Raw genomic sequence first — 13,132 nt, 5'->3', positions numbered from 1 at the left:
TTATTTCAATAAGTCAACGATATGATTTTTTATAATTTAGGAGGTTATAGTATGGATCAAATTAATATTCAATTTCCAGATGGTAATTCAAAGGCATTTGATAAAGGCACTACTACTGAAGATATAGCTCAATCAATCAGTCCAGGTCTACGTAAAAAAGCTGTAGCAGGTAAATTTAATGGACAAATGGTAGATTTAACACGACCGTTAGAAGAAGATGGTGAGATTGAAATCGTTACACCAGGCAGTGATGAAGCATTGGAAGTATTGCGTCATTCAACTGCTCATTTGATGGCTCAAGCATTAAAACGTTTATACGGGGATGTTAAATTTGGTGTAGGTCCTGTCATTGAAGGCGGCTTCTACTATGATTTCGATACAGATGAAAAAATTTCATCAGATGACTTTGAAAAAATTGAAAAAACAATGAAAAAAATTGTCGATGAGAATCATAAAATCGAAAGAAAAGTAGTCACTAGGGATGAAGCTAAAGCATTCTTCAAAGATGATCCATACAAATTAGAATTAATTGATGCAATACCTGAAGATGAAAATGTAACGCTTTATAGTCAAGGAGAATTCACTGATTTATGTAGAGGTGTTCATGTACCATCTACGTCTAAAATTAAAGAATTTAAATTATTATCAACAGCTGGTGCATACTGGCGCGGAGACAGTAATAATAAAATGTTACAACGAATTTACGGTACTGCATTCTTTGATAAAAAAGATTTAAAAGCGCATTTAGAAATGTTGGAAGAGCGCAAAGAACGTGATCACCGTAAAATCGGTAAAGATTTAGAGTTGTTTGCAAATAGTCAACTAGTTGGAGCTGGTTTACCACTATGGTTACCTAATGGTGCTACAATTCGTCGTGAAATTGAACGTTATATTGTAGATAAAGAAGTAAGTATGGGATATGACCACGTATATACACCAGTATTAGCAAATGTTGATTTATATAAAACATCCGGACATTGGGATCACTATCAAGAGGATATGTTCCCACCTATGAAATTAGATGAGACAGAAGAAATGGTATTACGTCCGATGAACTGTCCTCACCATATGATGATATATAATAATAAACCGCATTCTTATAGAGAATTGCCAATTCGTATTGCCGAATTAGGTACTATGCATAGATATGAAGCTAGTGGTGCTGTATCAGGATTACAACGTGTAAGAGGTATGACTTTGAACGATTCACATATCTTTGTTAGACCTGATCAAATTAAGGAAGAATTCAAACGCGTAGTTAATATGATTCAAGATGTATATAAAGATTTCGGTTTCGAAGACTATCGTTTCAGATTAAGTTATAGAGACCCAGAAGATAAAGAAAAGTATTTTGATGATGATGAAATGTGGAATAAAGCTGAGAACATGATTAAAGAAGCGGCTGACGAATTAGGGTTATCATACGAAGAAGCTATCGGAGAAGCGGCATTTTATGGCCCTAAATTAGATGTGCAAGTTAAAACAGCTATGGGTAAAGAAGAAACATTATCTACAGCGCAATTAGATTTCTTATTACCTGAGCGTTTTGAACTCACATACATTGGTCAAGATGGAGAGCAACATAGACCTGTAGTTATTCATCGTGGTGTTGTATCTACAATGGAACGATTTGTTGCATTCTTAACTGAAGAAACTAAAGGTGCATTCCCAACTTGGTTAGCACCAAAACAAGTTGAAATTATCCCGGTTAATTTAGATTTACATTACGACTATGCAAAATCAATTCAAGATGAATTAAAATCTCAAGGTGTTCGTGTTGAAATCGATGATCGTAATGAAAAAATGGGTTATAAAATCCGTGAAGCCCAAATGCAAAAAATCCCTTATCAAATAGTGGTAGGAGATAAAGAAGTAGAAAACAATGAAGTAAATGTACGTAAATACGGTTCTCAAGATCAAGAGACATTAGAAAAAGATGAATTTATTTGGAATTTAGTAGACGAAATCCGTTTAAAAAAGCATAGATAAGCTTGAAATTTAAACGCAGTTCATGTATATTACAAGTTAGTTAAATAAAAAGTTGAGTTAGAGGTTGCAATATTAAAGAGTCGCTTGTCAGAAGTCTTATGGGACATATGTTGAACAAGTTAAAGGTAATGTTGCCGAAACAAGTGATAACCATAATTATGACTTGTTGGGACAGTTGTCGAAAGAAACTGTACTGTCACAGAATGTGATGTGCTACCTTATATAGATAAAAGCAAAGTGGTTGCATATCTTAAAGGTATGTAGCCACTTTTTTGTTTTAGATTTATAAATAAAAGTAACATAATTAAGTGATATATGGTACAGCTATTGAAATAGATGATGAAACAGAACTTAATGTGTTGTTTCTTTAATAAATGATAAAACAAAATCATAACTGCCTCTAAATACAAAGAAAGGAATCTTCTATGAGTAAAAACAAAAGTCAAAATGAAGGGATACAAAGAGGTTTAAAAGACCGCCACATATCTATGATAGCGATTGGTGGTTGTATTGGAACAGGTCTATTTATGACTTCCGGTGGAGCCATTCACAGCGCTGGTGCCTTAGGTGCTTTGATTGCTTATGCAATTATTGGAGCAATGGTATTCTTCTTAATGACCTCACTAGGCGAGATGGCCACATATTTACCAGTTTCGGGATCATTTAGTACATACGCCACACGATTTGTAGACCCATCTCTAGGGTTTGCATTAGGGTGGAACTATTGGTTTAACTGGGTCATTACAGTAGCTGCAGATGTAACCATTGCCGCTCAGGTCATTCAATATTGGTCCCCAATGCAAAGTGTTCCCGCTTGGGTATGGAGTTGTATATTTTTAGTTATTATCTTTGCACTTAACTCATTGTCAGTTCGAGTATATGGTGAGAGTGAATATTGGTTTGCACTTATAAAAGTTGTTACTGTCATCATATTTATTGTAATAGGATTATTAACTATTGTAGGTATAATGGGTGGTAAATTCGTTGGTTTTGAAACCTTTACTAAAGGAGGCGGCCCTATCCTTGGTGGTAACTTAGGTGGTAGCTTACTTTCAATATTAGGTGTGTTCTTAGTTGCTGGCTTTTCATTCCAAGGAACTGAATTAATTGGTATTACAGCAGGGGAATCTGAAAATCCTGAAAGAGCCGTTCCAAAAGCAATCAAACAAGTGTTCTGGAGAATATTATTATTCTATATACTAGCAATTTTCATCATTGGTATGCTAATACCATATGATAGTAGTGCACTTATGGGTGGAGAAAATAGCATCTCTACTTCACCATTTACATTAGTGTTCCAAAATGCTGGACTTGCATTTGCAGCATCATTTATGAATGCAGTTATATTAACATCAGTGTTATCTGCAGGTAACTCAGGGATGTATGCGTCTACTAGAATGTTATATTCAATGAGTAAAGATAAACTAGCATTTAATTCATTTTCTAAAACGAATAAAAATGGTGTACCGCACATTTCTTTAATCGTAACTGGAATTATTGTTGTAGTGATTTTTGCAGTACAACATTTTAGTGGTGATGCATATGAATATATCGTTGCAGCAAGTGGTATGACAGGATTTATTGCTTGGGTCGGTATAGCAGTGAGTCATTATAGATTTAGACGTGCATTCGATAAGCAAAATTATGACAAATCTAAATTAAAATATACGGCTAAATTATTCCCATTCGGCCCAATATTTGCCGGATTCTTATGTATAATTGTTATACTAGGTCAAGACGTCGATTTTATTAAAACAGGGGACTTTGACTTAAATCGATTTATTATTACCTATATGGGAATTCCGGTGTTCTTAGCATTCTTTATATATCATAAAGTACGATATAAAACTAAAAAAATTCCATTAGAACAAGTAGATTTACGACAAGATGTATCTATGGAAGAAGTAAGACATCATGATTAATAAAAAAAGTAGTTGACGAATACATTTATTGTTGATATGATTAATAACGTTGAATACGAAACGAACCAAGTAGAAGCTCCCGCTTCTCACCTGTAGCGACGCAATAAGCAGTTGGCAGGTTAATCATGTTACACAATTAATGTGTGAAGAAGAGCGGGTAGTGATACTCGCTCTTCTTTTTGCTTGGGACAATTTCGTAAAATTCTGGGAGGTGTCAACCATAGCAAAAGATCAGACTCAAATTAATGAGAAAATTCGTGCAAAAGAACTTCGTTTAGTAGGTCAAGATGGTGAACAAATTGGTGTTAAATCAAAACAAGAAGCATTAGAAATGGCTGAACGTGTTGATTTAGATTTAGTAATCGTAGCACCAAATGCTAAACCACCTGTTGCAAGAATTATGGATTACGGTAAATTCAAATTCGAACAACAGAAAAAAGAAAAAGAAATGAAGAAGAAACAAAAAACAATTAACGTTAAAGAAATTCGTTTAAGCCCAACAATTGAGGAACATGATTTCCAAACAAAATTGAAAAATGGACGTAAATTCCTTTCTAAAGGCGATAAATGTAAAGTTTCAATTCGTTTCAGAGGTCGTGCAATTACTCACAAAGAAATTGGTCAACGCCAATTAGAAAAATTTGCTGAAGAATGCAAAGACATTGCAACAATCGAACAGAAGCCTAAAATGGAAGGCCGTCAAATGTTCCTTATGTTATCACCAATTAATGAAAAATAATTAATAATAATTTCTAGGAGGAAATGAATCATGCCTAAAATGAAAACTCACCGTGGAGCAGCGAAACGTGTTAAAAGAACTGGTTCAGGTCAATTAAAACGTTCAAGAGCTTTCACATCTCACTTATTCGCAAACAAAAACACTAAACAAAAACGTCAATTACGTAAAAGTAGATTAGTTTCTAAAAGTGATATGAAACGTGTAAAACAATTATTATCTTATAAAAAATAATACAACTAACGAATATAGAATAATTACGTAGATAGAATCTAAGGAGGAATTTAATATGCCACGAGTAAAAGGTGGAACAGTAACAAGAGCACGTCGTAAAAAAACGATTAAATTAGCTAAAGGTTACTTCGGTTCAAAACATACATTATATAAAGTAGCAAAACAACAAGTAATGAAATCAGGTCAATACGCATTCCGTGACCGTCGTCAACGTAAACGTGATTTCCGTAAATTATGGATTACACGTATTAATGCTGCAGCACGTAAACACGATATTAGTTATTCACGTTTAATGAACGGATTGAAAAAAGCTGACATCGATATCAACCGTAAAATGTTATCTGAAATTGCTATTTCAGACGATAAAGCATTCGGTGAATTAGTATCAAAAGCTAAAGACGCTTTAAAATAAACTAAACTCATAAAAGCTGAGACATTTTAGGATGTCCCAGCTTTTATTTATATTTCTTTAAATTTTAAAATGGAATTGTCTAAGCATTGATATTAATAGAGAATATTGATAACGATCGCGAATTGAAAATAAGTTTGATAGAATAATATTATAAAAGAAAACATAAAGGAGTTTAGTATGTCTAAATTTGATGAGCAAATTATAGTTGTGCCAAGAGCAACACTTTTCGATAATGAAAAGAATGCATTTAATGGATTTTTATCAAAAAATGATGAAAAAGGTAGTAATATTTTCAATGCATTAAGTCAGTATGACGTGAAGCGTAGAGGTGATATGGAAGAGGATCCAGAATTTAAACAACTTATTTCATATTGTTTATTAGAAAATCAAAGTGGTGAAATACTTGTGTATGAGCGTCTTTCAGGCGGCGGAGAAGAAAGACTACATGGCCAATCCTCAATTGGCGTCGGTGGTCATATGAACGACGTTGTAGGGGCAGATTCAATTAATGAAGTGCTAAGAGTGAATGCGCAAAGAGAATTAGAAGAAGAAGTAGGTTTATCTGCAGAAGATTCTCAAAATATGGAATACTTAGGCTTTATCAATGATGACAATAATGAAGTAGGCAAGGTTCATATGGGTGTAGTATTTAAAATAACAGTCAGTTCAAATGATGTAGAATCTAAAGAAACAGATACGTTAAGAATCAAATGGATTGAAAAAGGGAAAATAGAATCATACGATGACTTTGAGACATGGAGTGCATTAATTCTTCAAGATTTATAATAATTGAGGTGCAAATTGAATGTCAGATATCATCCCATTCCCATTATCTGAGAAAAAGTTAAAAGAAGATATTAGAAAAGCGGAATTAACACAAGACTTGGATAGAATGTATGAATTATTTGAACAATATGAAAGCCAATTTGAATTAGATGAAGCACTTGCAATTAAAAAGTGCGATATGCTTTATCAAATGAGGGCATTTTTGGAATTAAGAGAAGAAGCTATCATTTTACTTAAACAGGGTTTAAATAAGTATGATGAGTTAATGATTTATTATATTAAGAGTTTGAATGGTTTAGAACAGTACTATGAATCAGTTGAAGTGATTAATCAAATTATTGATGAAGTACGGGACCATAAGACTAGAATGGAATTATTTCCACTTAAAGCATATGCACAATCTAAGCTAGATTCAAATCATGAACAATTAACTCAATCATTAGCTCAATTTCATCAATTAAATGCAAGAGAACAAACACACGTTCTACTTCAACTCATCGATAATGGTCATTATGATTTTAAAGAAACAATCCATTATTTGTTAAGTCATTCTACTTTCGAAAATAATATTGTAAGTTTAATGATAGAATACCTAAGGTTCGCACAATCTGAAAGTATCGTAACCGTTACCAAATATGGAACAACAGTTAATATCATCCCTAAAGAGTTAAGTGGTCTTGAACACACGACTTTAAAATCAATTATCTTACCAAAAGTGATCGAGAATCTTGAGGATGGTGCCATACATATTGTTGACGAAGCGAGCCATATTATGAATAATCATTCTATATTGTTATATCCTCTTAATATTGAATCTTTATTTCCAATAGAAGATTGGATTGTTGCATATGATGTTTATTTTAAATCTATGTTAGGTATAGATGATAATGTTGTTAATCAAGATGTTTTATCATATATATATCAATTAGATAAACAATGATAAACTCAATTTCTTGCAAATAATTCTTAAATCGTTTAACGTAAATTTTAATTGAATTAAGTAATAAATCATTTCGCAAACGTTGCAATTTCAATGTTTGTGTACACAATTGACCTATGCTATAATAGGGAAGTTGAAAAAATAAAATAGTTATTCATGGAGGTATTTATACATGACAGCAACTTGGGAAAAAAAGGAAGGTAACGAAGGATTATTAACTGTTACTGTTCCATCAGAAAAAGTAGATAAAGCATTAGATCAAGCATTTAAAAAAGTAGTAAAACAAATTAATGTACCTGGATTCCGTAAAGGTAAAGTGCCTCGTCCAATTTTTGAACAACGTTTTGGCGTTGAAGCATTATATCAAGATGCAGTAGACATTTTATTACCAGAAGCTTACGGTGAAGCTATTGATGAAACTGGTATTAATCCAGTTGCTCAACCTGAAGTTAATGTAACTCAAATTGAAAAAGGTAAAGACTTCATTTTTGAAGCTACTGTAACTGTTGAACCAGAAGTACAATTAGGTGATTACAAAGGTTTAGAAATTGAAAAACAAGATTCTGAACTAACAGATGACGAACTAGAAGAATCAATCAACCATAGTTTAGGCCACATGGCTGAAATGGTGGTTAAAGAAGATGGCGCTGTTGAAAATGGCGACACAGTTAACATTGACTTCAGTGGTTCAGTTGATGGTGAAGAATTCGAAGGTGGACAGGCTGAAGGTTACGACTTAGAAGTTGGTTCAGGTTCATTCATCCCAGGTTTCGAAGAACAATTAGAAGGCATGAAAACTGGAGAAGAAAAAGACGTTGTTGTTACATTCCCAGAAGAGTATCATGCTGAAGAATTAGCTGGAAAAGAAGCTGCTTTCAAAACAAAAGTAAATGAAATCAAATATAAAGATGTTCCAGAATTAAATGATGAAATTGCTAATGAGTTAGATGCAGAAGCTAATTCAGTTGATGAATACAAAGAAAACTTACGCAAACGTCTTGCTGAACAAAAAGCGACTGAAGCTGAAAATACTGAAAAAGAAGAAGCAATTAAAAAAGCAACAGACAATGCTACAATCGACATTCCTCAAGCAATGATCGATACTGAATTAGATCGTATGGTTCAAGAATTTGGTCAAAGAATTCAACAACAAGGATTAGATTTACAAACATATTTCCAAATTTCTGGACAAGATGAGTCTCAATTAAGAGAGCAAATGAAAGACGATGCAGAACAACGTGTTAAAACAAACTTAACATTAACTGCAATTGCTGATGCTGAAAATATCGAAGTTTCTGACGAAGATATTGATAAAGAACTAGAAAAAATGAGTGAACAATTCAACATTTCAGTTGAAGATATCAAAAATACATTAGGTAATACTGATATCGTTAAAAATGATGTTCGCATCCAAAAAGTTATCGATTTATTAAAAGACAATGCTAAATTAGTAGAAGGTAGCAAAGAAGACTAATTATTACTGTTCTATTAAAGCGATAAACAATTTAACATTGTATTGTTTTAGTAATATTGATAGGTAGGATAAATAAGATATATTATCTTGTGGGGTGGGGCCATGAGTTCAATCTGTTATAGTTTGAATTCAGTCCCACTCCTTCCTATTTTCAAGCAAATCAATTGAAATGTGATTATGTTGCATTATAGAATGCTATCTAGTATAGTCTTTATGGAATAGGGGTGTAAAAAAGAATGTTCAAATTCAATGAAGATGAAGAAAATTTAAAATGCTCTTTCTGTGGTAAAGATCAAGACCAAGTTAAGAAATTAGTTGCAGGAAGTGGCGTATATATCTGTAATGAGTGTATTGAATTATGCTCAGAAATCGTTGAAGAAGAGTTAGCACAAAATTCTTCAGAGGAATTAACAGAATTACCAACTCCTAAAGAAATTATGGATCATTTGAATGAATATGTAATCGGTCAAGAAAAAGCTAAAAAAGCTTTATCTGTAGCTGTTTATAATCATTATAAACGTATTCAACAACTAGGTCCTAATGAAGATGATGTAGAATTACAAAAAAGTAATATTGCATTAATCGGACCAACAGGTAGTGGTAAAACATTATTAGCACAAACATTAGCTAAAACTTTAAACGTACCATTTGCAATTGCAGATGCTACAAGTTTAACAGAAGCTGGCTATGTTGGTGATGATGTAGAAAATATCTTATTACGTTTAATTCAAGCGGCAGATTTTGATATTGATAAAGCTGAAAAAGGTATTATTTACGTAGATGAAATTGATAAGATTGCAAGAAAATCTGAAAATACATCTATTACACGCGATGTTTCAGGTGAAGGTGTGCAACAAGCATTACTTAAAATTTTAGAAGGTACTACTGCGAGCGTACCACCTCAAGGTGGACGTAAACATCCTAACCAAGAATTGATACAAATTGATACAACAAATATTTTATTCATCCTTGGTGGTGCTTTTGACGGAATTGATGAAGTTATTAAACGTCGTTTAGGTGAAAAAGTGATTGGTTTCGCTAGTAATGAAGCTGATAAATATGATGAAGAAGCCTTATTAGAACAAATTAGACCAGAAGATTTACAATCTTACGGTTTAATTCCTGAATTCATTGGTCGTGTACCAATTGTAGCTAATTTAGAAACTTTAGATGTTGATGCACTTAAAAATATTCTAACGCAACCTAAAAATGCGCTAGTTAAACAATATACTAAAATGTTAGAGCTAGATAACGTCGAATTAGTATTTAGTGAAGAAGCATTATCTGCTATTAGTGAAAAAGCAATTGCACGTAAGACTGGTGCTAGAGGACTTCGTTCTATTATTGAAGAAGCATTAATCGATATTATGTATGACGTACCTTCATCAGAAGATGTCAATAAGGTTGTTATTACTGGACAAACAATTAATGATGAAGTTGAACCTGAATTATACGATTCAGAAGGAAACTTAATCAACGATAGTAAAACATCTGCATAATTTAATATTTTATGATTTAGGGCCACATATCATTGTGGCTCTTTTTTTATGCAGTACTTTTCCTTCAATGTATGTATTTCCTAAAACTAGGATGACATAATGATAAGAGTAATGGTAAAGTGTTAATGTGAGAAATAAGAAAAGTGAGGATCACCAATGAAAATTAATCCTAATAATATAGATTTAATTATAAGTGCTGTACAAGAAGCACAATATCCAGAAACAGATGTACCTGAGGTGGCATTAAGTGGCCGTTCAAACGTAGGTAAATCATCATTTATCAATAGTATGATAGGTCGAAAAAATATGGCTCGTACATCACAACAACCTGGTAAAACACAGACGCTGAATTTCTTTAATATAGATGATCAGCTAGTATTTGTTGATGTGCCAGGTTACGGCTATGCTAAAGTAAGTAAGGTTCAACGAGAAAAGTTTGGTAAAATGATTGAAGAGTATTTAACAACACGTCAAAAATTACAACTAGTCATTCAACTCGTTGATTTGAGACATAATCCAACTGAAGATGATGTGCTCATGTATAATTATTTAAAACATTTTGATATTCCAACTTTAATTATTTGTACTAAAGAAGATAAAATACCTAAAGGTAAAGTTCAAAAGCATTTAAATAACATCAAAAATAAATTAGATTTAGAAGAAGGAGATACTATAGTTAGCTATTCTTCTATAAAAAATAACAAGCAACAACAAATATGGGATATGATAGAGTCTTATTTATAATCATTTTAATTATTCTTAATTATTTTTTTGATATTTAGATTAAATCTGCATATTTAAATACAAATTTAACAATTTTGACAAAAAAATGAAGTCAGATTAGAATCTTTCTAATTTATTTGAGCAATGAACTTAATAATCAATACAAATGTGTTATACTAAGGTTATTGTAAGTATATGGAGGGCGTTATAAATGCATTTTATTGCAATAAGCATAAATCATCGAACTGCTAATGTAGCACTAAGAGAGCAAGTTGCTTTTAGAGATGATGCCTTACGATTAGCCCATGAAGATTTATATGAAACCAAAGCCATCTTAGAAAACGTCATCTTATCTACATGTAATCGTACCGAAGTATACGCCGTTGTTGATCAAATTCATACTGGACGTTATTACGTTCAAAGATTTTTAGCACGTAAATTTGGATTTGAAGTAGATGACATTAAAGAGATGTCAGAAGTTAAAGTGGGGGACGAAGCTGTAGAACATCTATTGCGTGTCACTTCTGGCTTAGATTCCATAGTACTTGGTGAAACACAAATACTAGGACAAATGCGTGACGCATTTTTCTTAGCACAAGAAACGGGTACAACTGGTACTATCTTTAATCATTTATTCAAGCAGGCAATTACTTTTGCTAAAAGAGCACATAGTGAAACAGATATTGCAGATAATGCAGTTAGTGTTTCATATGCTGCCGTTGAATTAGCTAAAAAGGTATTCGGAAAACTAAAATATAAACAAGCTGTCATTATTGGTGCAGGGGAAATGAGTGAATTATCACTCTTAAATCTGTTAGGGTCAGGTATTACAAATATAACTATTGTTAACAGAACGTTAAGTAAAGCAAAAGTATTAGCTGAAAAACATCAAGTTAAATTCGATTCACTAGATGCATTACCAGCTTTATTAGAACAAGCAGATATTGTAATTAGTTCTACAAGTTCAGAGTCATATATCATTACTAATGATTTAATTGATTCAATAGCTAATCAACGTAAATTAGACGCTTTATTATTAGTTGATATTGCAGTTCCAAGAGATATCGAACCTGGTATTGATGCCATCAATAATATATTTAATTACGATGTTGATGACTTAAAAGGACTGGTTGATGCGAACTTAAGAGAACGTCAATTAGCAGCACAGACAATAGCTGATCAAATACCTAGCGAAATAGCTAGTCATAATGATTGGGTTAATATGTTAGGTGTTGTACCAGTTATTAGAGCTTTACGTGAAAAAGCAATGAACATTCAATCTGAAACAATGGATAGTATTGATAGAAAATTACCAGATTTATCAGAGAGAGAAAGAAAGATTATCTCTAAGCATACTAAAAGCATTATTAATCAAATGTTAAAAGACCCTATTAAGCAGGCTAAAGAATTAAGTAGTGATAAGAAAAGTAACGAAAAATTAGAGCTCTTTCAAAGCATTTTTGACATAGAAGCTGATAACCCTTATGAACAGGCGAGACAACATAAAGAAAATAAGGCTAAAGAAATTTCAGCACGTCGAATTTTTAGTTTTGAATAAGCATATTAATATGGTGATGATATGCAAGAAAACCTGTTTATTCGATTTCATGAAATAATATTAATCATATATTTAATTAGCATTGTTTGCTATTTTCTAGATTTTGTACGCAAAAGTCATAAGATTAGAGTATTTGGCATATATACATTGAGGATTGTTTGGGTATTACAAACAATCTCTTTATCTGTTTTTATTATACAAACAAAACATGCTCCATTAGGATCACTGTTTGATGTATTTTTCTCACTTACGTGGATTATAATCTCTTTATCACTCATTTTGAATGTGATAAAAGCATTAAATTTTTCTGTGTTCTTTTTAAATTTAATTGGTTTTGTATTAATGGCAATGAATACATTTCAGCCGGATCGGTATCATAGTCAAGTACAACAAGTGGCAGTTATAAACGAATTGTTACTTGTCCATATTGGTTTGGCAATTTTGAGCTATGCATTCTTTGCTTTAGCTTTCGTAAATTGTTTACTTTATATCATTCAATATCGTAATTTGAAAGAAAAGAATTTTGATCAGAAGTATTTTAGAATAGGCAGTGTAGCTACATTAGAGTCCATTGTCTTTTTCACCACTTTGGCAGGATGGATTATACTTATATTTAGTATTATCCTGGGAGCACAATGGGGTGTATTTTCAGTAGGTCAACAAATATTTATTGATCCAAAAGTTATTTTTTCTTCAGTTATTACACTATTGTATGGTATTTATTTAATATTTAGAGTGAAAAAGATTATCAATCAAAAGAATCTTATATGTTTTAATATTATTTTATTCTGTTTATGTATGTTCAACTTATTTTTCACTACACATTTTTCGTAAATTAGCTTGTAGTGTTTATTGATAG

The 13,132-nt window shown here is 32.1% G+C and carries 12 protein-coding genes, 1 riboswitch and 1 other annotated feature; all 12 genes read left to right on the top strand.

The features are described from left to right. Window positions 1-51 precede the first annotated feature (51 nt). The 12 genes from thrS (at window position 52) to ccsA (ending at window position 13,107) form a co-directional block, all read left to right on the top strand. On the top strand, window positions 52-1,989 hold the full coding sequence (gene thrS / locus ACJQQZ_RS05475; protein ID WP_002451766.1) for a threonine--tRNA ligase: 1,938 nt from the start codon (window positions 52-54) through the stop codon (window positions 1,987-1,989). Window positions 1,990-2,039: 50 nt separating this feature from the next. After that, a riboswitch (Lysine riboswitch) is annotated at window positions 2,040-2,213 on the top strand. Window positions 2,214-2,414: 201 nt separating this feature from the next. Beyond that, window positions 2,415-3,911, top strand: coding sequence for an amino acid permease (locus ACJQQZ_RS05470; RefSeq protein ID WP_002451767.1), 1,497 nt, complete (start codon window positions 2,415-2,417; stop codon window positions 3,909-3,911). Between the two features lie 61 nt (window positions 3,912-3,972). Further along, window positions 3,973-4,096: a sequence feature (ribosomal protein L20 leader region), on the top strand. 26 nt (window positions 4,097-4,122) lie between these two features. After that, window positions 4,123-4,650 carry a translation initiation factor IF-3 gene (infC, locus tag ACJQQZ_RS05465; protein WP_002451768.1) on the top strand — a complete coding sequence of 176 codons (528 nt, stop codon included), beginning with the start codon at window positions 4,123-4,125 and terminating at the stop codon, window positions 4,648-4,650. 30 nt (window positions 4,651-4,680) lie between these two features. Next, complete coding sequence (rpmI, locus tag ACJQQZ_RS05460) at window positions 4,681-4,881, top strand: 50S ribosomal protein L35 (RefSeq protein WP_002451769.1); 201 nt, start codon at window positions 4,681-4,683, stop codon at window positions 4,879-4,881. A gap of 55 nt (window positions 4,882-4,936) precedes the next feature. Continuing rightward, complete coding sequence (rplT, locus tag ACJQQZ_RS05455; RefSeq protein WP_002451770.1) at window positions 4,937-5,293, top strand: 50S ribosomal protein L20; 357 nt, start codon at window positions 4,937-4,939, stop codon at window positions 5,291-5,293. 177 nt (window positions 5,294-5,470) lie between these two features. Continuing rightward, window positions 5,471-6,079, top strand: a complete 609-nt coding sequence (locus ACJQQZ_RS05450) for an NUDIX domain-containing protein (protein WP_002451771.1) — start codon at window positions 5,471-5,473, stop codon at window positions 6,077-6,079. Window positions 6,080-6,098: 19 nt separating this feature from the next. Continuing rightward, the gene (locus ACJQQZ_RS05445; protein ID WP_124227827.1) at window positions 6,099-7,019 is read left to right on the top strand and encodes a hypothetical protein; all 921 of its coding nucleotides are present in this window, start codon (window positions 6,099-6,101) and stop codon (window positions 7,017-7,019) included. Window positions 7,020-7,191: 172 nt separating this feature from the next. Further along, on the top strand, window positions 7,192-8,493 hold the full coding sequence (tig, locus tag ACJQQZ_RS05440) for a trigger factor (RefSeq protein ID WP_124227826.1): 1,302 nt from the start codon (window positions 7,192-7,194) through the stop codon (window positions 8,491-8,493). A gap of 236 nt (window positions 8,494-8,729) precedes the next feature. Further along, window positions 8,730-9,992, top strand: coding sequence for an ATP-dependent Clp protease ATP-binding subunit ClpX (gene clpX, locus ACJQQZ_RS05435; protein WP_124227825.1), 1,263 nt, complete (start codon window positions 8,730-8,732; stop codon window positions 9,990-9,992). Window positions 9,993-10,148: 156 nt separating this feature from the next. Continuing rightward, the gene (yihA, locus tag ACJQQZ_RS05430) at window positions 10,149-10,736 is read left to right on the top strand and encodes a ribosome biogenesis GTP-binding protein YihA/YsxC (protein WP_002451775.1); all 588 of its coding nucleotides are present in this window, start codon (window positions 10,149-10,151) and stop codon (window positions 10,734-10,736) included. Window positions 10,737-10,926: 190 nt separating this feature from the next. Continuing rightward, window positions 10,927-12,273: a glutamyl-tRNA reductase gene (gene hemA / locus ACJQQZ_RS05425; protein ID WP_124227824.1), complete on the top strand. Its 1,347-nt coding sequence runs from the start codon at window positions 10,927-10,929 to the stop codon at window positions 12,271-12,273. Between the two features lie 21 nt (window positions 12,274-12,294). Further along, complete coding sequence (gene ccsA, locus ACJQQZ_RS05420; RefSeq protein WP_124227823.1) at window positions 12,295-13,107, top strand: cytochrome c biogenesis protein; 813 nt, start codon at window positions 12,295-12,297, stop codon at window positions 13,105-13,107. The last annotated feature ends 25 nt before the right edge of the window (window positions 13,108-13,132 follow it).

It is taken from the genome of Staphylococcus sp. KUGN1 (genome assembly GCF_045984185.1).
Lineage (GTDB): Bacteria > Bacillota > Bacilli > Staphylococcales > Staphylococcaceae > Staphylococcus > Staphylococcus warneri_A.
Note: the sequence above shows the minus strand (reverse complement) of the source record. Positions and strands in the feature narration are given on the sequence as shown.